The 23981-nt window shown below is 37.2% G+C and carries 24 protein-coding genes and 2 pseudogenes; 24 read left to right on the top strand and 2 right to left on the bottom strand.

The genetic code is table 11. The features are described 5' to 3' along the window. The first annotated feature begins 93 nt into the window (after window positions 1-93). From J2S13_RS06445 to fliT, 5 genes are all read left to right on the top strand, one after another. Entirely contained in the window at window positions 94-471 is a 378-nt protein-coding gene (locus J2S13_RS06445; RefSeq protein ID WP_307256911.1) for a hypothetical protein, read from the top strand. A 211-nt stretch (window positions 472-682) separates the two neighbouring features. Further along, the gene (gene flaG, locus J2S13_RS06440) at window positions 683-1030 is read left to right on the top strand and encodes a flagellar protein FlaG (protein WP_307256910.1); all 348 of its coding nucleotides are present in this window, start codon (window positions 683-685) and stop codon (window positions 1028-1030) included. Window positions 1031-1044: 14 nt separating this feature from the next. After that, on the top strand, window positions 1045-3141 hold the full coding sequence (gene fliD / locus J2S13_RS06435) for a flagellar filament capping protein FliD (RefSeq protein ID WP_307256909.1): 2097 nt from the start codon (window positions 1045-1047) through the stop codon (window positions 3139-3141). A 39-nt stretch (window positions 3142-3180) separates the two neighbouring features. Continuing rightward, entirely contained in the window at window positions 3181-3582 is a 402-nt protein-coding gene (fliS, locus tag J2S13_RS06430; RefSeq protein WP_307256908.1) for a flagellar export chaperone FliS, read from the top strand. Continuing rightward, window positions 3582-3932 (top strand): flagellar protein FliT, encoded by a 351-nt coding sequence (gene fliT / locus J2S13_RS06425; RefSeq protein WP_307256907.1) that lies wholly within the window; start codon window positions 3582-3584, stop codon window positions 3930-3932. Before fliS (J2S13_RS06430) ends, fliT begins: the two co-directional genes overlap by 1 nt. Window positions 3933-4064: 132 nt before the next feature. Here fliT and J2S13_RS06420 read toward each other — a convergent pair whose 3' ends face one another. Continuing rightward, complete coding sequence (locus tag J2S13_RS06420; protein ID WP_307256906.1) at window positions 4065-4880, bottom strand: flagellin N-terminal helical domain-containing protein; 816 nt, start codon at window positions 4878-4880, stop codon at window positions 4065-4067. A 105-nt stretch (window positions 4881-4985) separates the two neighbouring features. Here J2S13_RS06420 and fliS (J2S13_RS06415) point away from each other — a divergent pair, with 105 nt between their 5' ends. Further along, window positions 4986-5384, top strand: coding sequence for a flagellar export chaperone FliS (gene fliS / locus J2S13_RS06415; protein ID WP_307256905.1), 399 nt, complete (start codon window positions 4986-4988; stop codon window positions 5382-5384). Between the two features lie 27 nt (window positions 5385-5411). Here the strand turns inward: fliS (J2S13_RS06415) and J2S13_RS06410 are convergent, their stop codons facing one another. Beyond that, window positions 5412-5591, bottom strand: coding sequence for a hypothetical protein (locus tag J2S13_RS06410; RefSeq protein ID WP_307256904.1), 180 nt, complete (start codon window positions 5589-5591; stop codon window positions 5412-5414). A 327-nt stretch (window positions 5592-5918) separates the two neighbouring features. On the opposite strand from J2S13_RS06410, the gene hpf reads away from it, so the two are divergent. From hpf to J2S13_RS06320, 18 genes and pseudogenes are all read left to right on the top strand, one after another. Next, window positions 5919-6464 (top strand): ribosome hibernation-promoting factor, HPF/YfiA family, encoded by a 546-nt coding sequence (gene hpf, locus J2S13_RS06405; protein ID WP_307256903.1) that lies wholly within the window; start codon window positions 5919-5921, stop codon window positions 6462-6464. A gap of 293 nt (window positions 6465-6757) precedes the next feature. Continuing rightward, a complete protein-coding gene (locus J2S13_RS06400; RefSeq protein ID WP_307256902.1) occupies window positions 6758-6937 on the top strand; it encodes a hypothetical protein in 180 nt (59 codons plus the stop codon). A gap of 434 nt (window positions 6938-7371) precedes the next feature. Beyond that, window positions 7372-8985: a gamma-glutamyltransferase family protein gene (locus J2S13_RS06395; RefSeq protein ID WP_307256900.1), complete on the top strand. Its 1614-nt coding sequence runs from the start codon at window positions 7372-7374 to the stop codon at window positions 8983-8985. A 97-nt stretch (window positions 8986-9082) separates the two neighbouring features. Further along, on the top strand, window positions 9083-9646 hold the full coding sequence (locus J2S13_RS06390) for a chromate transporter (protein WP_307256899.1): 564 nt from the start codon (window positions 9083-9085) through the stop codon (window positions 9644-9646). Continuing rightward, a complete protein-coding gene (locus tag J2S13_RS06385) occupies window positions 9643-10173 on the top strand; it encodes a chromate transporter (protein WP_307256898.1) in 531 nt (176 codons plus the stop codon). The genes J2S13_RS06390 and J2S13_RS06385 overlap by 4 nt, the downstream gene beginning before the upstream one ends. A gap of 404 nt (window positions 10174-10577) precedes the next feature. Next, window positions 10578-11675 carry an SEC-C metal-binding domain-containing protein gene (locus J2S13_RS06380; protein WP_307256897.1) on the top strand — a complete coding sequence of 366 codons (1098 nt, stop codon included), beginning with the start codon at window positions 10578-10580 and terminating at the stop codon, window positions 11673-11675. 314 nt (window positions 11676-11989) lie between these two features. Beyond that, complete coding sequence (gene secA, locus J2S13_RS06375; RefSeq protein WP_307256896.1) at window positions 11990-14503, top strand: preprotein translocase subunit SecA; 2514 nt, start codon at window positions 11990-11992, stop codon at window positions 14501-14503. 195 nt (window positions 14504-14698) lie between these two features. Next, window positions 14699-15797, top strand: a protein-coding gene (prfB, locus tag J2S13_RS06370) for a peptide chain release factor 2 (RefSeq protein WP_307256895.1) whose coding sequence is annotated in 2 segments (ribosomal slippage) — window positions 14699-14761 and window positions 14763-15797 — 1098 coding nt in all. Because the reading frame shifts where the segments join, the coding sequence is not laid out codon by codon here. Between the two features lie 564 nt (window positions 15798-16361). Continuing rightward, window positions 16362-16664: pseudogene (locus tag J2S13_RS06365) on the top strand (DUF2179 domain-containing protein); the annotation flags it as partial. Further along, the gene (gene cccB, locus J2S13_RS06360; RefSeq protein WP_307256893.1) at window positions 16664-17020 is read left to right on the top strand and encodes a cytochrome c551; all 357 of its coding nucleotides are present in this window, start codon (window positions 16664-16666) and stop codon (window positions 17018-17020) included. The pseudogene J2S13_RS06365 and the gene cccB, both read left to right, overlap by 1 nt. 318 nt (window positions 17021-17338) lie before the next feature. Then, window positions 17339-18025, top strand: a complete 687-nt coding sequence (ftsE, locus tag J2S13_RS06355; protein WP_307256892.1) for a cell division ATP-binding protein FtsE — start codon at window positions 17339-17341, stop codon at window positions 18023-18025. Continuing rightward, window positions 18015-18899 carry a permease-like cell division protein FtsX gene (ftsX, locus tag J2S13_RS06350; RefSeq protein WP_307256891.1) on the top strand — a complete coding sequence of 295 codons (885 nt, stop codon included), beginning with the start codon at window positions 18015-18017 and terminating at the stop codon, window positions 18897-18899. Before ftsE ends, ftsX begins: the two co-directional genes overlap by 11 nt. A gap of 42 nt (window positions 18900-18941) precedes the next feature. Continuing rightward, window positions 18942-20201 carry a murein hydrolase activator EnvC family protein gene (locus tag J2S13_RS06345; protein ID WP_307256890.1) on the top strand — a complete coding sequence of 420 codons (1260 nt, stop codon included), beginning with the start codon at window positions 18942-18944 and terminating at the stop codon, window positions 20199-20201. A 240-nt stretch (window positions 20202-20441) separates the two neighbouring features. Further along, window positions 20442-20540 (top strand): YjcZ family sporulation protein, encoded by a 99-nt coding sequence (locus J2S13_RS06340; RefSeq protein ID WP_307256889.1) that lies wholly within the window; start codon window positions 20442-20444, stop codon window positions 20538-20540. Between the two features lie 103 nt (window positions 20541-20643). Then, window positions 20644-20718: pseudogene (locus tag J2S13_RS06335) on the top strand (YjcZ family sporulation protein); the annotation flags it as partial. 245 nt (window positions 20719-20963) lie between these two features. Next, window positions 20964-21569, top strand: coding sequence for a hypothetical protein (locus J2S13_RS06330; RefSeq protein ID WP_307256888.1), 606 nt, complete (start codon window positions 20964-20966; stop codon window positions 21567-21569). Continuing rightward, window positions 21566-22153, top strand: coding sequence for a redoxin domain-containing protein (locus tag J2S13_RS06325; RefSeq protein ID WP_307256887.1), 588 nt, complete (start codon window positions 21566-21568; stop codon window positions 22151-22153). Before J2S13_RS06330 ends, J2S13_RS06325 begins: the two co-directional genes overlap by 4 nt. Before the next feature lie 305 nt (window positions 22154-22458). Further along, window positions 22459-23919: a S41 family peptidase gene (locus J2S13_RS06320; protein WP_307256886.1), complete on the top strand. Its 1461-nt coding sequence runs from the start codon at window positions 22459-22461 to the stop codon at window positions 23917-23919. Window positions 23920-23981 lie beyond the last annotated feature (62 nt).

Genomic DNA, 23981 nt, shown 5'->3' with positions numbered 1-23981 from the left:
TATGAGATGGATAAGCTTTTGTAAAAAAATCACTCTATCGTTTCTAAAAAATAGTCATGCTATAATGGGGGAAAGATGAAAGGAGGTCGCAAAGTGGAGAATACGTTAAAACAAATTTTGCAAGAAATGAAACATGTGAATACTCGACTGGGGAAAATTGAAGAGGGGCAAAAGAACCTAGAGGATAGACAGAAAAACCTCGAAAAAAGGCAAGAAAACTTAGAAATTCGCCAAATGAATTTAGAAGAGCAACAAAAGGAAATGCGTCATGAACTTATTGGACTGAAAGAGGGTCAGGAACGTTTCCAAAAAAACATGATAGAAAGTATTGGGTTATATACAGATAAAATAATCGAGCATGTTGATGTGAAAACATCAGCATTAAACAAACGTCTCTACACATTAGAGGTAGAAGTGGAGCGCTTGCAAAGACAAAAAGATCAAGACACCTCAAAACTTTCTTTCCTTTAGTTGTTAACCCCAAGAAATATCCTTTATTATTCCAGCAAACCTTTCCATATGGAGCCTCCCAAACAAAAGTTTACATTAGTAGGTTCTTTTTTTTATTCCTATTGATATGTCCAACAATATATCCCTTTCCTTTCCAAGGGCTCACTATAAACAATCCTATTATTTTACCGATAAAAGAAATAGAGATGTAAGCTGAAGGAGGCTTTGCAAAATGTTGGAGAAGGTGTCAAATCCTATACATCCACTCGCGAATGTACAAGTGAAAAAATTGGAAATCACAGCTAAGATGAAAGAGCAAATAGCTGAACAACAGGATCTACTTCAACGAGCACAGTCAAAGGAAAAGGTTGATAAAGTCATCAATAGTATGAATGAATTTTTAAAACCTTCTAATACTCATTTAAAATTCGAATTCCATGAAAAATTGCAAGAATACTATGTAGCGATTGTGGATGATCAAACGAACGAAGTGATAAAAGAAATTCCACCCAAGAAATTATTAGATTTATATGCGTCCATGACGGAGTATTTAGGCTTATTAGTAGATAAAAAAATATAAGGGGAGTTGTAAAGATGAGAATAGGTGGTTTAGCAAGTGGGATGGATATTGACCAACTTGTTAAGGACTTAATGAAAGCGGAAAGAATGCCGCTTGATAAATTAAAACAAAAGAAACAAATATTAGAATGGCAGCGAGATGATTATCGGTCTATAAATTCACTTCTATTAGATTTTCGCTCCCAGCTCACTCAAATGAAACTAACAACGAATTATCGAGTGCGAACAACTTCATCTACAAATGAATCATATGTGACAGCAACAGCAACTAGCGCTGCTGGACAATCTTCTTATTCTATTTCGCAAGTTTCGCAATTAGCGACTGCTGAAACCAAGAGAAATGGAGGGAGCATCATTGCCAATGATAAAGAATTTGATGCTACCAAAGGGCTGTACAAACAAAAAGATTCGTTTACCTATCAAGGTGTTAGTGGGATGTGGAAAGACGGATTTGTTCAAAGTAAACAAAAAAATACGACATCGGCAACTAAAAAAATGGACTTAGGATTGCAAAATATAAAAGCGGATAGTATTGGCGACTGGACTGTCACAGTAAATGGTGTAGGGTATAAGGTTGTGTCTGAGTTTTCAAATTCTGAAGGCTCGAATTTAAAAGAGGTGATGATTGATTCCACTACGGGGGAACTCACCTTTAATCATGAGTTGGCAAAAGATAGCATTGTCCGTGTAGGATATATTTCTGAAACGAAAACTGAAACCTTAACATTAAGCAAGGATACGAATGAATGGAAATTATCATATAGGAATGTAGCAGATGTTACATTAAAGTTGAAAAATGGAGAGAATATCAGCGATTTAACAGTCAGTAATGGGGAAATCTCAAAAGATGGAAAGAAACTTGGCACCTTAGACCCGGATGGGAAAATTACATTTACTGACGAAGGTAAAAGTATTCTCTTGCCCGATGGTTCAAAGGAAACGGTCAGCCTAGAAATAACATATAAATCTGATGATGCAAAATACACCACGATGTCCATGGAAACTCATACTTCCAAAGGGGAAAGGTACGAATCCTTTTTAATTGACGGAAGAGACTCCATGAATACAATTGTCAATAAAGTCAATAGTTCAAGTCTAGGTGTCACGATGTTTTATGACGATGTCACAAGCCAGATGACTATGACTAGAAATGAAACGGGAGATTTTAATAAAAAGGGGGACGAAATTTTATTAAATCTTGCGGATGATTCGAATAGCTTTTTACGAGATGTTTTAAGATTTAGCGAAGCATCTGTAACTCAAGTAGCGAAGGATGCAAAATTTACGATCAATGGCTTGGAAACAAATCGACATTCAAACACTTTTGAAATGAACGGTGTGACTTTTACTTTAAAACAAACGTTTGATTCAATAACAGATACAACGATATCGCCTGTATCGATCAGCATCCATAACGACAGTGAAAAGGTATTCGAAAACATTAAGGAATTTGTGAAAAATTACAACGAGATCATTGATAAAATTCAGAAAAAGACAAGTGAGGAACGATATCGCTCATACAAGCCCCTAACGGATGAACAGCGGGAACAACTTTCGGATAAACAGCAGGAACAATGGGAGGAAAAAGCGAAAAGCGGATTGCTTCGCCGCGATCCAATACTTGGTAGTATACTCACCCAAATGCGGATGGATTTCTCACAGCCGGTGTTAAACGATAGGGCTTCATTATTTAATCAGCTTGCCAAAATAGGAATTACGACCACGTCCAATTATTTAGAGGGTGGTAAACTTGAAATTAATGAAGCAAAATTGAAAAAAGCGATTGAAGAAGATCCACAGGCAATTGAAAACTTCTTTAGAGGGGATGGTGCAACAAATTCTCAAAAAGGAGTGATTCATCGCCTTTATGATACGGTTAGCAAAACGATGGATCAATTAAACGAGAAAGCAGGAAAATCATTTTCTGTGAATCATCAATTTGCCATTGGACGGGAATTGAACAATGTTGGAGATCGAATTGAGAGCTTTGAAGATCGCTTAAAGTATGTAGAAGATCGCTACTGGAAACAATTCAATGCAATGGAGAAAGCGATACAACGTTCCAATCAACAAATGATGTATTTAATGCAGCAGTTTGGCGGCGGTATGTAATTTGGTAAATTGTAAAATTTAAAGGAGAGACGATAAAAAATGGCCTTAAATAATCCATATCAAGCATACAAGAACAACACGGTAACAACAGCATCACCAGGTGAACTGACACTTATGCTATACAATGGTTGCTTAAAGTTTATTCATCAAGCGAAAAAAGCGATAGAAGATCATAATATTGAATCTAAAAATACGAATATCCAAAAGGCACAAAATATCGTATCTGAATTAATGGTGACGTTAAATATGGATGTGGAAGTTTCTAAAAATATGATGTCACTTTATGATTATATGAATCGCCGTCTCATTGAAGCGAATTTAAAAAATGATCTCGCCATCTTACATGAGGTGGAGGAGCTTGTGATAGAATTTCGTGATACTTGGAAACAAGTCATTCAGCTAAATCGCAAGCAACAATATGGTCAAGGTGGCCAAATTTAATGTCAGTCGTCCAAGAATGTTTGATTGTTACAAAACAATTGCTTGACCTTGTCCAAAGACCTATCGACGAAACGGAACGGGAAGAAATCTTGGATGAGATTGAAAGACTGTTGGAGAAAAGAGAGGATCTGCTTCCTAAAATCCAGCCACCATTTACGGTAGAGGAAGAACGGATGGGAAAACAAATAATGGCATGGAACCGTCTTTTGGATGGACATCTAAAAAAAATTCGTTTGCAAATTCAAGCTGATATGCAAGAGGTCAAGAAAAAGAAAACCTCTGTTCAAAAGTATGTGAATCCCTATAAATCCCTTCAGTCAGATGGGGTATTTTACGACAGGAGGAATTAGAAAATATTTGTTTCTAAATGACGAAATAGGCAATAATAGATCAAGGAAAAGAACACGGCTTTACGCATAAAGTCGTGTTCTCCCGAGTATGAATGATCCACATTTTCTTGAATTTCATCGAGAAATAACATACTAAGATAATAAATTCAAGATTTCTTTTACGCTATTATTGACCTCTGCAACTAATAGTTGATCCCCTTTTTGACGAATACTTAAACTCGTATAATGGGTCATTTCCTTCGCCATCTCAGTGTCTTTTAGCATGGAAATAGATGTCGTTAAGTTTGATTCGAATACTATGGCATTTTTAATATGATGTTCGACTGCTTCATAGTACGAGCCGATTTTCGTTAAATGGCCCGTGATCGTTGTAATGGCCTTATCCATTTTCTTTATGAGCTGTTCTGCATTTTCTTGGGTTAATAAGGAGACATTTTGTAAATCGAGTGCTTCTGTACTAACATCCATAAGGTTTATTGTGATTTTTTGCCCAGGATTGGATCCAACCATTAATTCAAGAGGAGTATTTTCCCCAAGAATTTTCTTCGTATTAAACTCAAGTTTGTCTGCAGTATCATTTATTGCTTCCATTAATTGATTCAGTTCAATTTGGCTAGCTTGTCGATCTTCATGTGTGAGTGTATCACTAGCATTCATCACGGAGAGCTCGCGGGCTCTTTGTAATAATCCATTCACATGACTGAGACCTTCGTCTGCAGCTTGTAAGACGGATAGTCCATCTTGCATATTTCTTTGTGCTTGGGAGATTCCGCGCATTTGAGCACGCATCGTTTCTGAGATGGCGAGCCCAGATGCATTATCATTAGCTCGATTTATTTTGATGCCAGAGGATAATTTCTCAATGGATTTTCCAATCATTTTGTCGTTTCTTTGGTAACGATTGACAGAATATGCGATCATGGTTTGGTTTTGGATTTTCAATGTCATCACCTCTTTCTAGGAAAAATTATGTCATTGTTAATATCGTCATTTTAAGCATTTTTTTAAGGAAAATGGAAGGGGATAATCTTTAAGGATAAACCGGGGTGAGAAATGAGACAACAAAAAGTGATCAATATTTATAATCAAACAAAGACTTCGACGACTTCACCTGTAGAATGGACGATTAGGCTTTTACAGGAATGCATGAAAACGATTGAAAAAGCAAAAGAAGCTATGATGGCTGATGATATAGGAGACATCAATTCTCAATTAAAAAAGGCACAGCAGATCATGTTGGAAATAGCTGCAATGGTGAATTTAGAAGAAAAAGAAGGGGAAAATTTATTCATTTTGTATGATTTTATTCACCGCAAAATCATTGAAGCGAATGTAGAGAAGAGTTTCGCCCTTCTTGATGAAATTGAAGAATACGTATGTCATTTATATTCTATGTGGAAAGATGGTTACCGACATTACCGGAACATGTACTTTAAGAAAAACAAAATATAAAAAAAGCACCTTAAATCCAATGGTGCTTTATATTTTTATATCTAAAAATTGTGAAAAAGGGGAGGGTTGTTGTAGTTCTTTAATTCGCTTCGCTGGGTCCTCTACCACTTCTTTGATTTGCTCTTGAATTACTTGTTCTGCGTTTTGTTTATTTAGCATGACAAATTGCGAAACAGGGCCTTCTCCGACACCACTAATAACACTCATTCATAAATCCTCCTTCTAATTTACTATTACTATAGTATACATTATTAATTAGGAATTTCCTTCTTTTTGCTGGAAGTTTTTTGATAAAAAAGGAATAGATGTGGACCAACTGAAGGGGAAACCATAGAGGAAGGCTTGAAGCATAAGAGGGGATAGCCCTGAAAAAGGTGATGAAGATGAATTATATTTAATCATTCGATCCTGTTCAACATTTTGACCTATTTTTGTAAAAAAAACGACAAATTATTTTAAGGGGATAAGCAGGATTTTAAAAGGGAACAACAGAATATATAAGTATAGTACTTAAGTTAAGGGGGAGTTTACATTATGAACTATAACATTCGTGGTGAAAACATTGTGGTAACTCCGGCGATTCGTGAATACGTCGAGAAAAAGATTGGAAAATTAGAGCGTTATTTTAATGAAACTCCTAACGCAAATGTACACGTCAACTTGAAAGTGTATACTGATAAAACATCTAAAGTAGAAGTAACGATTCCTCTTCCAAATCTTGTTTTACGCGCAGAGGAGCGTCATGAAGATATGTATGCAGGAATAGACTTAATCGTTGATAAGTTAGAACGACAAATTCGTAAACACAAAACAAAGGTTAATCGTAAATTCCGTGAACAAGGAAGTACGAAAGAATTATTTGCTACAGTGAATGGAGCTGCAGCAGAAGAAGAAGAGACTGAACTTCCAGTCGTCCGTACAAAACAATTTGATTTGAAACCGATGGACAGTGAAGAAGCGATTCTTCAAATGAATCTACTCGGTCATAATTTCTTTATTTACACAGACGCTGATTCTAATAACACAAATATCGTATACAAACGCAAAGATGGAAAATACGGCTTAATCGAAACCAACTAAGTGATTTTAAAAAAATAAAGGCCGATTGAATGTTTGGAAATCTCTGCAATTAGATGCTTGCAGGGTTTTTCTTTTTTAGCGGAGTAAACTAAAGGAAAATGATTTCGTCTTTTAAGTTGAGAAAAGCATCATTCTTTTGTATTATACCTATATAGGTATATGTTAAGAATGCGAGGTGATTCATGATGATCATAACAGAAGATGCTCAGAAATATATTCGTGAAAAAATCCAAAAAAGCAAACGGGAAATAGTGTTGCGTGTAGCTGTTTCAGGTGTTGGTTGAGGAGGGCCAATGATTTCCGTGGTTCTGGATGAACCACGTTCAAATGATAGGATTGAAGAAATTGATGGGATCCAAACGGTCATTGACCCGCGCTTAAAGACGGTATCTGAGAAATATGTTGTAGGTTTATTTAAATTTCTTGGTTTCAAACAACTTGTTCTCCGAAATGGACCAAGATCAAATTGTTAAGAACAACATAGGGCGAGCCTTAGAGGATAAGGTTTGCTTTTTTTTACATCTATAGCGTATTTCTCCGTTTTCTCCCTCCGATAAGTCAACATCAGCTCGGAAAACCGTCTCGCTGTGTTTCCTTTATCTCAGTCGAAACCTGCGAAATCCGTACGCCGATGGACAAGGCGCTTCCGCTTTTGTTCATCCAGCTTCAGCGCCTATCGTCTAGCGTATTTCTCCGTTTTCTCCCTCCGATAAGTCAACATCAGCTCGGAAAACCGACTCGCTGTGTTTCCTTTATCTCAGTCGGAAACTACGAAATCCGTACGCCGATGTGCAAGGCGCTTCCGCTTTTGAGGGAATATTCAGTTTTCTCTTCTAACTAGGGGGAATAATCGATATAATAAGGCTAATATCGGGGGATGAATGTCTTGTACAAGGGGGAGATAACGATGAAAAACTTTGATTATTTATATCAGCCTTATCCTTCGCAAAGGCAGACAGTGATTGCTCGCAATGGAATGGTGGCTACTTCACAACCTTTGGCGGCACAGGCGGGGTTAGATATGTTAAAAAAGGGTGGGAATGCAATTGATGCCGCCGTTGCAACTGCCGCAGCATTGACCGTCGTTGAACCCACATCGAACGGGATCGGGGGAGATGCTTTTGCGCTTGTATGGGTGAAGGGGGAATTATTCGGGTTAAATGCTAGTGGACCGTCTCCATCATCCATTTCAGTTGAAGCAGTGAAGGAAAAGGGATATGAACAAATGCCGATGCATGGAATGGTTCCGATTACGGTTCCAGGTGCCCCATCTGCTTGGGCAGAGCTATCGAGGAAATTTGGGAAATTGCCATTTTCCGAAGTACTGGAGCCAGCCATTCGTTACGCTAAAGAGGGGTATCCAATTACACCTGTATTAGGGAAGAATTGGCATGAAGCATTTGTAAGTTATAAGGAATGTTTGATTTCGGAAGAGTTCAAGCCATGGTTTGATATATTTGCTCCGAACGGTCGTGCTCCGGAAATCGGTGAAATGTGGAGTTCCCCATGCCATGCAAGCACTCTACAGTCGATTGCAAAGACGAATGGTGAAAGCTTTTACCGTGGGGAAATAGCTGAGAAAATGAGTAAATATATAGAGCAATACGGTGGTTTCCTTACAAAGGAAGATTTAGCCATCTATCATCCCCAATGGGTAAAGCCTATCTCGGTTCATTACCGGGGATATGATGTATGGGAGATTCCTCCGAATGGACAAGGGCTTGTTGCTCTAATGGCATTAAATATCGCGAAAGGTTTCGATTTTTATGAAAAGGAATCAGTGGATACATATCATAAACATATTGAATCGATGAAACTTGCTTTCACGGATGGCAAAGCATTTATTGCGGAGGAAAACTGTATGCCACTTACAGTTGAAACATTGCTTTCTGAAGAGTTTGCAAGTACACGACGGAAAAAAATCAATCAAGTTGCTATCATGCCTGAACCTTATTGTCCACCAAAAGGCGGAACAGTCTATATAGCGACTGCTGATCATGAGGGAAATATGGTCTCTTTCATTCAAAGTAATTACAAAGGATTTGGATCAGGGATTGTCATACCGGGAACGGGAATTGCCTTGCAAAACCGTGGATACGATTTTTCACTAGAACCAACTCATCCGAATTGCCTAGCTCCACATAAAAAGACGTATCACACCATTATTCCAGGGTTCATCACAAAAAATGGTGAAGCAATCGGTCCTTTTGGAGTTATGGGAGAATATATGCAACCACAGGGCCAATTCCAAGTGATAACAAATATGATTGACTTCCACTTAAATCCCCAAGCAGCTCTTGATGCCCCGCGTTGGCAATGGATTGAAGGAAAAAAGATTATGGTAGAAATGAATTTTCCGAAACATATTGCGGAAGCTTTAGTTAGAAAAGGGCATGATATACAAATAAATGTTGATAACGCCAAATTTGGTAGAGGGCAAATCATATGGAGAGACACTAAAACAGGTGTACTCTTTGGCGGAACAGAATCGAGAACAGATGGATCGATTGCCGCTTGGTAACGATAATGTTTTTACATAGCTGGGGGAATTTCCATTTCTCCCAGCTATCCCCTCATATTGAAAAATGTACTATTAGAATAATGGTGGTGATTTTGGCTTGAGGACTTATATAAATATTTTTATTGCCTTTTTTCGTTCGGGAATACTTGGATATGGTGGAGGACCTTCGTCTATTCCCCTAGTTCATAAAGAAGTTGTTGAAAATTTTAAATGGATGAATGATGATGAGTTTTCTGATGTGTTAGCGTTAGCCAATGCACTACCAGGTCCGATTAATACGAAAATGTCAGGATATATTGGTTATCGAGTGAGTGGCTATATCGGAATGTGTATCGCAATCTTTGCTTCTGTAGTTCCGACCGTCATTGCGATGATTTTATTATTAACGGTTCTCAATGCTTATAAAGACCGTCCATGGGTTTACGGAATGTCCCAGGCAGTTGTTCCTGTTGTATTCGTCATGATGGGAGTCCTTACATGGGAATTTGTAAAAAAATCAAAAGGCACATTAGGATGGGGAAAAACATTGTGGCTCATACTAGCTAGTATTATCTTGCTAGAGTTCTTCCATCTCCATCCGGCTATTTTAATTATCGGCTTGCTTGTGTATGCCCTTTTATATAAAGAGAAAAGCAATGAGCAGAAGGAGAAATCTGCATGAAGTATTGGCATATTTTTTGGGCATTTTTTATCCCTAGTATTTTAGGTTATGGCGGGGGCCCTTCGTCTATTCCATTAGTAGAACATGAAGTAGTCACCCGGTATGGTTGGTTAACTACATCAGAGTTCAGTGAGGTTTTGGCACTGGGAAATGCCCTCCCAGGCCCTATATCAACGAAAATGGCTGGGTACATCGGTTACATGCAAGGGGGAATATTAGGCTCTATCGTTGCGCTCTTTGCGACGATTGCCCCATCGCTTATATTAATGATCGCTTTGTTAGGACTTTTGATGAAACATAAAGAGTCGCCAAAAGTGAAAAAAATGACGTATTTAGTCCGGCCCACCATCGCCGTCTTACTCGGTGTCTTAACATTTGACTTTTTACTGAAATCCGAGGAGGGAGTAGGGTGGATTCAAACAATCGTCATTGCAATTCTTAGTTATTTGATGTTGGAAAGATGGAAGTTCCATCCGGTTTATGTGATTAGTGGAGCGCTTGTGTATGGGGCTATTTTCATAAGATAAAGTGAAACTTAAATGATAGGCTGCCAAATCTTGGCGGCCTTTGTCGTGTTTTCACAGAAGTTGTATGATGAAGATGGGTAGTAAGGGGAAATTTAGCGTGTTAAGATAAAATAGACTGATATAATACAAGAATCGTGTTTTTTTAAATGGGTTTCTATCGCTAGAAACGATCATGAAAGTGAAATAGAGAGGGGATTCATTTACATACAATATTGCCCAGTTACATTTTTTTTGGTGCCCGAGGTCAAAAGTGCAACTTTGCTGTGACAATAAAATGCCACGTCAAGGCTGCTCCTTTACTTGCTGCTCCTGGGCAGTCGCTTTCGCTTTTACCATCGCTAGCGAAGAACTATCCCTTATGCTTGTCATTCAATCAACTAAAGAAATAGAAAGGGGCTTCATTGATGACAATTGGCCGTAATGAACCTTGTTTATGTGGTAGTGGAAAAAAATATAAAAAATGTTGTGGGAAAATAGAAGGGGCACCCATTCACTTTTTAGTTTTAGAAGAGTTAGAGCATCTTCAACGGGAATTAATAGAGTATGCTTTAAAACAGCATTCTTACAAAATGAAACAACATTTTCAAGTCATGATGCATGATTATGAAATACTTCGCAAAGATCCCCGGGCATATTTAGTTGCTTTTGAAGTGTGGTATATTACCTCTTTTCGGGATCGAAATCATCAAACGATTTTAGAGCAATTTGTCGAGATGAGAAAGGATTCGGTACCACGTGAACGTACAAGACGTATTTTCGCTGAGTGGCCAAATGTAACATTTGTTGGGGGAATTATTGAGAAATGTGAGAAAACTAGCTTCCGACTTCGAGATGTTTTAACAAATGAATTATATACGATTGCTGTAAGAGAACATAATCAAGAAGAAGATGTATTAATGTTCGGAGCGCTTCTTCCTTTTGAAAAAGAGCATACATTGTTTATGATTGATTTTCATTATGATTCACAGCTTACGGCTTTAGCCAAAAGTTGGTTGAAGGATCAATTTGAACAATCAGAATTTAAGGATCCACAACCGTTTTATCAGCATTCCTTTTTGCAATTATTAAATGATATTTTTTACCTCTACAACGAGCAGGATCAGACTGAAAAAGTGGAAAAAGAAGAACTGGATCTTTCCTGGGAATCTGAATCGCAAAAGGAAACAGCGGAAAAATTAAGAGAGTTTATGAAAGAAGAAAATGTGGAAGATTTGCGAATTGAAACAGGAATACTGCTTTGGAATATGTATTGTCATAAAAAGAAACCGACCATTCGGAAACCAGAAATTTATGTGGCAGCTATGTATTCGATTTTGGGGGATTACGATATTGTATCTCCATCCTATCCTTATTCACAGCTTGCCGAACGATTCAAAGTATCTGCTCAAAGCATTTCAAAACGAGCACATGAGATGGAAAAAATATTGGAAGGACAACTTAAGGCAGGACAAGAGGCTGCTGAGGTGGAACAATCGAAGGAATTAGAAACAAAACCTGTTTAATTGTAACGGCTCTTTTAAGAAGGGCCTTTTTTTCATACAAAGGATGGAATAGGCGAAATAAGCCATTTTTACGATGGAATGACGGAATTCGTTTTGGTGGGATCAAGTTGGACGTTTTTTTACAAGAATGAGCTTACACTAGTGGCCGTTAGTTGTCACGAAAACGTGTATAATGGTAATATGGGATAGGAAAATAACGTAAGTGAACAGAATTATTTGAGTTTTTGATCGTGTTATATTAGAACTTAAATTCTCATTAAAAGCTCTCATTCAGGAAGTGCTTTAGTAAGTAAAAAAAGGAGCGTTCAAATTTCATGGGATTGTTAAATAAATTGTTTGATCCAAATAAGCGTGAAATTAAACAGTTGGAGAAGAAGGCTGATCAAATAGAAGCACTAAGTTCAGAAATGGAAAAACTATCAGATGATCAGCTTCGTGAAAAAACGGAAATTTTTAAACAACGATATAAAGATGGAGAATCATTGGATAAGTTGTTAGTAGAAGCTTTCGCTGTTGTTCGTGAAGGAGCTCGCCGTGTTCTTGGAATGTATCCTTTCCGAGTGCAATTAATGGGGGGAATTGCCCTTCATGAAGGAAATATCTCCGAGATGAAGACAGGGGAAGGGAAAACTTTAACAGCTACCATGCCCGTATATTTAAATGCCCTTTCAGGAAAAGGTGTCCACGTTATTACAGTCAATGAATATTTAGCTTCCCGTGACGCAACTGAAATGGGTCAACTTTATGAATTTCTTGGGTTAACAGTCGGGTTAAATTTAAACAGTATGTCGAAAGAAGAAAAGAAGGCGGCATATGAGGCTGATATTACGTATGGGACAAATAATGAATTTGGTTTTGATTATTTACGAGATAATATGGTGTTGTATAAGGAACATAAAGTACAACGTCCACTTTACTACGCAGTCATAGATGAGGTCGACTCCATTCTTATTGATGAAGCACGTACACCACTGATCATTTCAGGCCAAGCCCAAAAGTCCACACAGCTATATATTCAAGCGAATGCCTTCACTCGTACTTTGAAAAAAGATGAGGATTATACGTACGATGAAAAAACAAAAGCGGTATTACTAACGGAAAGTGGGATTAATAAAGCGGAAAAGGCTTTTGGAATCGAAAACTTATTCGATTTAACCCATGTCACATTAAACCATCATATTGGTCAAGCATTAAAAGCACAAGTTAGTATGCACCGAGATGTGGATTATGTTGTACAAGAAGGCGAAATTATCATTGTTGACCAGTTTACCGGTCGTTTAATGAAAGGACGTCGCTATAGTGATGGCTTACACCAAGCGATTGAAGCAAAAGAGGGCGTAGAAATTCAGAACGAAAGCATGACAATGGCTACGATTACGTTCCAAAACTATTTCCGGATGTATGAGAAACTATCAGGAATGACAGGGACAGCCAAAACGGAAGAAGAGGAATTCCGTAATATTTATAATATGCGGGTTATTGTCATCCCTACGAATAAACCTATTGCGCGTGATGATCGTCCTGATTTAATTTATGCTTCGATGGAAGGAAAGTTCAATGCAGTCGTCAATGACATCCATCAGCGCCATCAATTAGGACAACCTGTGCTTGTTGGGACAGTTGCGATTGAAACTTCAGAACTAATCTCGAAGCTTTTACTAAAACGAGGGGTCCGGCATAACGTATTAAATGCCAAAAACCATGGTCGCGAAGCAGATATTATTACAGAAGCTGGCCAAAAAGGGGCCGTCACGATTGCGACCAACATGGCGGGTCGTGGAACGGATATTAAACTTGGCGAAGGAGTAAAAGAAATTGGTGGTCTAGCTGTAATTGGAACAGAACGCCATGAATCTCGCCGAATTGATAACCAGCTCCGTGGACGTTCAGGTCGTCAAGGGGATCCAGGGGTAACTCAATTCTACCTATCGATGGAAGACGAATTAATGCGTCGTTTCGGATCAGATAATATGAAATCGATGATGGAAAGACTTGGTATGGATGATTCTCAACCAATCCAAAGTAAAATGGTCACACGCGCCGTTGAGTCTGCTCAAAAACGGGTGGAAGGAAATAACTTTGATTCCCGGAAACGTTTGCTTCAATATGATGATGTATTACGACAACAACGTGAAATCATTTACGCACAACGAGATGAAGTATTAGAATCAGAAAACTTGCGTGAAATCATTGAACAAATGATCAAAACAGTCATTGACCAAGTGGTTTCTTCTCATGCTTCATTGAGTGAAGATGAAGAAAAATGGAACCTACAAGGAATCGTCGACTATTGCCATGCGAACTTACTTATTGAAGGGGATCTTTCCGTTAATGATTTTGAGAGAAGAGAACCTGATGAAATATCAGAGCTTATTTTTGCCAAAGTAACAGAGCGATATAATGAAAAGGAAGAGCAACTTGGCGAAGAACAGATGCGCGAGTTCGAGAAAGTTATTCTTCTTCGTGCAGTAGATTCAAAATGGATTGATCATATTGACACGATGGATCAGCTACGTCAAGGAATTCATTTACGTGCTTATGGGCAAAATGATCCACTACGCGAATATCAAAATGAGGGCTTTGCCTTATTCGAAGAAATGGTGGCGGCGATTAATGAAGAAGTTGCCAAATATATTATGAAAGCAGAAATCCGAAATAATTTAGAACGTCAGGAAGTGGCGAAAGGCCAAGCGGTGAACCCGAAAGAAGACGGTGAAAAACCAAAAAAACAACCTGTTCGTAAAAAAGTGAATGTCGGTAGAAATGATCCATGCATATGTGGAAGCGGGAAAAAATATAAAAATTGTTGTGGAAAAATAACCAATTAATTTTACGAGAAAATTATTGAGACGTGCAAAAAATCTCAGGAAATATGCATAAATCTTGGGGAATATGCAAATTTCCCTGAAAATATGCAAAAGCTAAAGGGAAATAGGCGACCCCCCTTGAGAAATACACAAATCTTCAATTTATGATCATAATTTTGGTAAAACATTCAAGTGGAAAGAAGTAGGAGTGAAAACATGGAATTATTTGAGATTAGAAATGAACTAGATAAAACGGCTAAGAAATTAGCGGACTTTAGGGGGTCTCTTTGACTTAGAGAATAAAGAGGCACGAATTGCTGAATTAGATGAAGTGATGTTGCAACCAGGTTTTTGGGATGATCAACAAGCGGCACAAACCGTCATTAATGAAGCCAATGGTTTAAAAGATCTTGTAAATGAATATAAGGATTTACTTGAAACACAGGAAAATCTTGAATTAACTCATGAATTAGTGAAAGAAGAAGATGATGCAGATCTACATGCCGAATTGGATGCAGAACTACAAGAATTAATGAAGCGTTTGAATGATTATGAATTACAGCTTCTTTTAAGTGAACCATATGACAAAAACAATGCAATATTAGAGCTACATCCTGGTGCTGGTGGGACTGAATCGCAAGACTGGGGCTCTATTTTACTTCGAATGTATACTCGTTGGGCGGAGAAAAAAGGGTTTAAAGTTGAAACATTGGATTATTTACCAGGAGATGAAGCGGGGATTAAAAGTGTGACCCTACTAATTAAAGGGCATAATGCTTATGGATATTTAAAAGCGGAAAAAGGGGTCCATCGTCTTGTTAGGATTTCACCTTTTGATTCTTCAGGTCGCCGTCATACCTCTTTCGTTTCTTGTGAAGTGATGCCGGAATTTAATGACGAAATTGATATTGACATTCGCTCAGAAGATTTAAAAATCGACACATACCGTTCCAGTGGGGCCGGTGGGCAGCATGTTAATACAACTGACTCTGCTGTACGTATTACTCATTTACCTACCAATATCGTTGTGACATGCCAGTCAGAACGTTCTCAGATTAAAAACCGGGAACAGGCAATGAGTATGTTAAAAGCAAAACTTTATCAGAAGAGAATTGAAGAACAAGAGCAAGAGTTAGCTGAAATTCGTGGGGAACAAAAAGAAATTGGCTGGGGCAGTCAAATTCGTTCCTACGTTTTCCATCCGTATTCCATGGTAAAAGACCATCGTACAAACACAGAATCTGGGAACGTCCATGCAGTAACAGATGGTGAAATTGACCAATTTATTAATGCTTACTTACGCTCTCGTATCTAATCATGTGAAAAAAGAGCTTTCCAAGATGGAAGGCTCTTTTTGGTCTAGCTACGGCTCCTAGCGGTTCGAGGTCAAATGATCGCCCTTTCTGTGGCAAAAAGCGCCACGCCAAGGTCGCTCATTTGCTTGTCACCGCTATAAAGTTGCCTTCGCTTTTCTTTACATAATTTTTGTGAGGGTTGATACACTTATATAGAATCCATTTTTTATAATTTGTTAATCATATGGCTTTTATTTTACATACAAGGAGCTTTAGGATGGAAGTTTGTCTTCTATCAATGGGTGCGAATTTTTTGCTAATGATTGTATAGGGATATTTCTTTTTCATATATCGGGTTGTTTTACGAGAAATTTCTCGTTATTAGTTTTTTTATTCGGTAAATTGGTGTGGTTTCAGATTCGAATGTGTCCATAAGTTTACAAATATTTCACTAAGAAAATCTATGGTATTAATTAATAGGGTGAGGGGGATGTCAAACTTTTGTCTTGGATATGAAGAATCATCTATATGATCTTAACAGTCTTTATGGGATTAGATGGACCTTATTTGAGTGGAAGTAAGTCAAAAAGGTGAGGATCATTGCCAATTATTATGAAAAAGTTCGCTATATAATTTTGTATAAAATTGACCATGATGTGACAAAACTATCAGCATACGGAGATTATACTGATGATGGGAGTCCTATTATGACGTATGTCGTTGATCAAACTGAGTTCACAAAATTGAAACAACTAGTGAAAATGATTGATCCACCGGCATTTGTTGTCAAAATGGACAAATCAAAGGTGCTTGAAGAGGGTTTCAAAAAAGCACAAAACTGGTATAATTTACTCGTGTATGAACTATTTTCTGAGGAGGATGTATGATGAAGAAAAAGTTACTTGCATTACTACTAGGATCATCCCTAGCGCTTGGAGCCTGTGGGGGCGGAGAAGATGCGACAGATGATACTAAGAAAGAACCTGCAAATAATAATGAAACAAACACAACTGAAACAGCTGATGCTGGAGATGCACAAAAGATTTATGATAACAAATGCCTAAGCTGCCATGGGGAAAACCTAAAAGGTCAAGTTGGGCCAGCATTAGATAAAATTGGATCTACATTGAGTAAAGATGAAATTTTAAATGTTTTAGAAAATGGTAAGGGCGCTATGCCAGCGAACGTAGTAGAAGGCGATGAAGCTGATCAAATCGCAGAATGGTTAGCAAATAAAAAATAAAATAGAAATAAAAAATAGGTAAAAAATCACGGGGCTGACTTTAAAAAGTCAGTCTTTTTTCATTGTCAAGAAACGACAAAATTTTCAATGTTGCCCACGTTTAGATTCGGCTCCATTCGACAAGCTTTTAACCTTTGAAATATTATTACAACGTTGAAATGAAATTGTAATATACTTTTCCATTAATATTGACCTATTCAATGTTATAATGTGTCTTGGGTTCTGAATCGATAAAAAACCTATTTTTTCTACAAATTACGACCCACATTTTTTCTCCTATTGACAAAAAAAGAAGTTTTATAGATTAGGTGGTTACAAATGATTGAAATGAAGGATGTCCAAAAAATGTATCCAAATGGAGTTATGGCCGTTAATGGATTTAATGTACGGATTAATAAAGGTGAGTTCGTTTATGTGGTAGGTCCTAGTGGTGCAGGGAAATCTACCTTTATAAAAATGATGTATCGTGAAGAAAAGCCAACAAAAGGGACGATTTTAATTAACGGAATGAATATATCGACTTTGAAGGATCACAAGGTCCCCTTTTTAAGAAGGCATATTGGAGTCATTTTTCAAGACTTCAAACTTTTGCCAAAACTAACTGTCTATGAAAATGTGGCTTTTGCGTTGGAAGTAATAGAAGAAACGCCAGAAAATATTAAAAGCCGAGTAATGGAAGTTCTTGAGCTAGTTGGATTAAAACCGAAAGCGAGAATGTTTCCTGACGAATTATCTGGTGGTGAGCAACAACGTGTGTCGATTGCACGATCGATCGTCAATACCCCTAAAGTGGTGATTGCGGATGAGCCAACAGGTAACTTAGATCCAGAGACATCTTGGGATATTATGAATATTTTTGAAGAAATCAATTCAAGAGGGACAACCGTTGTGATGGCTACTCATAATAAAGACATCGTTAATACGATTCGACATCGTGTGATTGCCATCGAAAATGGACAGATTGTACGTGATGAACAGCGAGGTGATTACGGATATGAAAGCTAATACGATCCAGCGTCATTTCCGGGAAAGCTTTAAAAGCATCCGTCGTAATGGATGGATGACCTTTGCATCTGTTTCGGCGGTCACTGTCACATTATTATTAGTCGGTGTGTTTCTGGTCATTTTATTTAATATGAACAAAGTGGCCAATGATATTGAACAAGATGTTGAAATCCGTGTTCATATTCAACTGTCAGCTACAGATGAAGCGAAAGATATTTTGAAAAAACAAATAAAGAATCTTCCTCAAGTAGAATCCATCAAATACTCATCCAAGAAAGAGGAACTTCAAAAATTAATCAAAGATATGGGGGAGGATTTCGAGTTATTTAAACAAGACAATCCTTTATATGATGTTTTTATCGTTAAGGTAAAAAACCCCCAAGATACACCAAAAGTGGCTAAAAAAATAGAGAAGTTTAATTATACGGAAAAAGTAATCTATGGTGAGAAAAAGGTTGATAAACTGTTTCGTTTTCTAGAAACAAGCCGAAATGTCGGATTGGTTCTAATTATTGGATTACTGTTTACTGCGATGTTTTTAATTTCTAATACGATTAAAATCACGATTTTTGCTAGACGAACAGAAATTGAAATTATGAGATTAGTAGGTGCAACAAACTGGTTTATTCGTTGGCCATTTATCCTTGAAGGACTTTGGTTAGGATTATTAGGTTCTATTATCCCAATTATTGTGGTTACAGTCGGTTATAATTTTATTTCCAATGCAATGGCCACTCGTTTACAAGGTCATTTTGTTCAAATGCTTGATTATTTCCCATTTGTTCTTCAAGTTAGCTCGATTTTATTATTGATCGGTGCTTTTATTGGGATGTGGGGTAGTTTTATTTCTGTACGTAAATTCTTGAAAATATAAATACTTTTGCTGTAAGTAGTTTTAATGGAAGGAGTTTTACCGTTGAAAAGAAAGGTTATGCTATCGGTTGCGTTAGCTGCTTCACTTGGGTTTGGGGGAACGTTGGGACTTCCAAGCGAGGCTTTCGCTTCCAAACTATCAGATTTAGAGAATCAACAATCACAAATCGAAAATAAACGTTCCAATATTCATAACGATATTAAAGAAAAAAATAATAAAATAAATCAAATTCAAAAAGAACAAGATCAAATTACGGCTGAAATGGAAAAAATTGATTCAGCAGTAAGTGATGCTGAATCAAACATACGGGAAAAAGAACAACAAATCTCTGAAACAAAAGTGGAAATTGAAAAATTAAAGGGCGAAATTGAACAATTAAAGAAACGCATTGCGGAAAGAAAAGAAGTATTAAGGGATCGTGCTCGTTCCATTCAAAAAAATGGTGGATCTGCAAGTTATCTTGATGTGGTATTAGGAGCGGATAGCTTTAGTGACTTTATTGGACGTGCTACCGCAGTTACAACTTTAGTCAATGCGGATAAAACAATTATGGAAGAGCAGAAACGGGATCAGGAAAAATTAGAAGAAAATCAAGAAAAGGTAGAAAACGAACTTCATAATTTAGAAAAAATGTTACAAGAGCTTGAAATGTTAAAAGCTGATTTACATAAGAAAAAGGCTGAAAAAGATGCGATCATGAAGAAACTTGAAAAAGAAGAAAAATCAATTGAAAAGGATAAGCTTAGCCTTGAAGAAGAAGAAAATCTATTGAAATCCCAAGAAATGGCGATTAAACAAGCCATCCAAGCTGAGAAAAACCAAGCTAAACCTTCCTATACTGCACCTGGTTCTTCAAGTCGTCCGTCTACTCCAAGTCAATTCAGCCATGATGTACCTGCCGTTTCTTCTGGTACATTTACTCGTCCAGCAGCAGGAAGAGTATCATCAGGCTTTGGAGCTCGTGACTTAGGAGATCATAAAGGAATCGATATTGCGAATGGTGTAAGTGTTCCGATTGTAGCAGCTGCAGATGGTGTTGTGATTCGTTCATATTACTCTTCATCATATGGTAACGCTATTTTCATTTCTCATTCCATCAATGGAAAAGTATTTACAACTGTGTATGCACATATGTCACAACGTGTTGTTCAAGGAGGACATGTTTCAAAAGGCCAAGTCATCGGATATATGGGGAATACGGGACAATCTTATGGACAACATTTACATTTTGAAATCCACGAAGGTCCTTGGAATATGGCAAAATCCAATGCGGTTAACCCTACTAAATATATAAACTTTTAATTTTTTATTATGTTAAAGAGACAATCTCTACGTGGGTTGTCTTTTTTTTTTTTTTTGTAAATAATTCCACTACCTGTCTTGAGAAAAGATTTTTTTTAATAAGGATGTTCAATACTATTTGGAGAGACTTACGACTGTTTGTTCCCCGACTTTTAATTAAAAAAATATAGTCATTTGCCCTTACCATCTTTTTTCCTCCTGAATACAGTACTAATGTAGACAAAATTGGAGGTGTTGTTCATGAGTGGATCAAATTATGGAGCAGGTTTCGCGTTGATCGTTGTCCTGTTCATTCTATTAATCATTGTCGGTGCAGCTTATGTAGGTGGAGGATACTAATCCAATTTTAAATTAAAAGGAGGCTAATATTATGGGATTTGGTTGGTGTTGTGGTCAAAATAACTATGTCGGCGGTGCAGGTTATGGAGGCGGTTACGGATGTGGTTACGGTGGTGGCTTTGTTTTAATCGTCGTATTATTCATCCTTCTTATCATTGTTGGAGCAGCTTATTGCTAAGTATAAAATGATGATGAAAATGGGATATCATAATTGGATATCCCATTTTTTATTTTTTTCTAGGGTTAAATAAGGGGTTAAAAGGTTGACTTCTAAAACAATATTTCGTTATGATATACCCAAATAGGTATGAAAACAGGAGAAAAATGTTCATCATTTTGACTATACTCAATAAAGGTGGTTCATGTTACCTTTAATGAGAAGGGAGATTTCCCCTTGAGTAAAATTCGCAAAAGGAAATATATATGTGGTACAATTTTGGCTCTTTAACCATTCCAGGTTCATGGATTGCCTTATTAGTCACTTTCTTAATCATTGGGCTCCTATTAAAGTTTATTGCTCGGGACTCCTCTTTCCAGGACCTTTATGCAAACGCTGTATTTTTGTTTCTTATCACTTGGAAATTTAGTGTGATTTTATTTGATTTTAAAAATGTGATCGCCTATCCACTATCCATTTTATATTTTAATGGAGGAATGAAAGGATATTGGCTCGCGATTATAGTTGTGATCATTTATTTGTGTATGAAAGGAAAGTGGGAAGAAGATCGCCTTTATCTCATCTTCACATGTGGGCTTATAATCTATTTATATGAAGGGTTTTCCTCCATACTAAATCAAGATTTTACTGTAGTAGCTATTATCCAGACTGCAATCAATAGCGTATTTATTTTACTCTCTTGGAAAAAGCTACGTGAGGGAAGATTGCTCACACAGTTCATTGTGTTATTAATCTTCTTTCAATTCCTTATTTTTTCTATGAAGGGGACATTAACTTCAATCACTGCTCTAACATATGTCGTCTTCTTGGTTATCATCATTTTCGTATATAAAAGGGAGGGAAACGGGTGAGTAAAAAGATTTTTGGCTTGATTTTAATATTGTTCCTCTTAGGGATCGTGGTTGTGAATATCGTGAATAATTCTAAGGAAAAGTTTGCAAAGGAAAAAGAGGAAAATCCAACTGTTGAAATAATGGAGGATCGAGATAAATTAATGGAAAATAGCCTAGAAGTGGGGAGTGTAGCCCCAAACTTCCAATTAAATACACTAGATGGAAAGTCGGTATCTTTAAAAGATTACCGCGGGAAAAAAGTAATCTTAAATTTCTGGGCAAGCTGGTGTCCTCCTTGTAAAGCAGAAATGCCACATATGCAGAATTATTATGAGTCACAGGCGCAAGACCAAAATGTAGAAATATTAGCGGTTAATTTAACTAAAAATGATAAAGGGATTGAAAAGATTCGAGACTTTGTAAAGGAATATGGCCTGACCTTCCCCATTCCTCTGGATGAAGAAGGTGAAATTGGCCCAGGTTACCAAGCGTTTACGATTCCAACTACCTATATGATCCAAACAGATGGAACGATCTATCAAAAAATTGTAGGACCGATGGATGAAGAACTGATGGAGAATGCAGTGAGTGAAATGGAATAATATGGATATATGAGGATAGTCAGACGATGGCTATTCTTTTTTATTGGTTAGGAATACGATGAGTCAACATCGGCTCGTGGAGTTCCTCGCCGTGTTTCCTTTATCTCAGTCAAAGACTGCGAAATTCATACGCCGATGAACAGGCGCCTCCGCTTTTGTAATAAAAAAAGCATCATAACGTGTTCATTTCTTACATATAAATGTTGTATGAAAAGAGTTGGGTTTTTTAGTTGTATTTTTTTATTCGTGAAAATTGGACAAGGATAAGAATTTGCATATATAGACGCAAGGGGAGGACAACCTTAATGAAGCGTAGATGGATTGCTGTAGTCGCTGCCTGTTCTTTTCTCACAGGTGCGGGCGGAACGTATGTTGGAGTGAAAACATTAGATGGACAAGAGCAAATGGTAATCCCTAATGAACAACAAAAGGAGTCGTACAAACTTCCAGACGAACTTCATAAGGTACAAACAGCTTATGATTTAATTTCTGATAAATATGTAGAAAAGATTAAAAGTGGTCAACTTGTAGAAGGGGCTATTAAGGGGATGTTAACAGCGTTGGAAGATCCTTATTCTGTCTATATGGATGCAGAAACGGTAAACCATTTTAATGATTCATTGGAATCTTCATTTGAAGGGATTGGTGCAGAAATAACCGAAAAGGAAGGGAAAATATTAATCGTATCTCCATTTAAAGATTCCCCTGCGGAAAAAGCAGGACTAAAACCACATGACCAAATTATTAAAATTAATGGGAAAAATGTACAGGGATATGATGTGTTTAAAGCAACAAAGCTCATACGTGGAAAAAAGGGAACAACTGTTACACTGAGTATTTTGCGGGAAGGACTTTCAAAGCCGATTAATGTAGAAGTGAAGCGGGACAAAATTCCAATCGATACGGTTTACGCAAAGATAAAAAGTGAGGATCAGAAAAAAATAGGGTATATACAAATTACTTCATTCGCAGAAAAGACAGGGAAGGATTTTACACATGAATTAAGAAAGTTAGAAGAAATGAAGATTGAAGGTTTACTCATTGATGTTCGTGGAAATCCTGGGGGACTTTTGCCGAGTGTGGAGGAAATCTTACGAGAGTTGCTTTCTGATAATAAGCCTTATTTACAAATAGAGGAGCGGTCGGGAGCTAAAGTTCCATTCTCTTCAACGAAAAAGAAAGGGAAAGAGTATCCTATTACTGTTTTAATAGATGAAGGTAGTGCATCTGCTTCAGAAATCTTAGCTGGTGCTTTAAAAGAAGCCGGTCACCATACACTAATTGGGCAGAAAACATTCGGAAAGGGTACGGTTCAACAATCGATTCCATTGGGAGATGGAAGTAATATTAAATTAACGACTTATAAGTGGTTAACTCCTGACGGCAATTGGATTCATCATAAGGGGATTAAACCGACCATTAAAGTGAAACAACCAAATTATTTTTATGCTCATCCATTACAAATCGATCAACCATTAAAAAAGGAAATGAATAATGATCAAGTGAAAAATGCTCAGGAAATGTTGAAGGGATTAGGATATGGACCTGGGAGAACAGATGGATATTTTAGCGATCAAACAGTGAAAGCAGTTAAAGCCTTTCAAATACAAAATAAATTAAAGGTTACGGGTGAAATTGATTCGAAAACGGCGGAGAGAATTGAGCTTAAAATCATCGAAACAGTGAAAAAGGAAGAAAATGATTTACAATTACAAACCGCATTAAAATATATTACTCAACTTTCGCAGAGTGATATCGGCAAATAAGCCTTGATATAACTAGGAAGGCCATCGATCCACTGTTCGAGTTGACTTTGAATTAATGTTTT

The organism is Oikeobacillus pervagus (assembly GCF_030813365.1).
Taxonomy (GTDB): domain Bacteria; phylum Bacillota; class Bacilli; order Bacillales; family DSM-23947; genus Oikeobacillus; species Oikeobacillus pervagus.
This window is presented reverse-complemented; position numbering and strand designations above follow the sequence as displayed.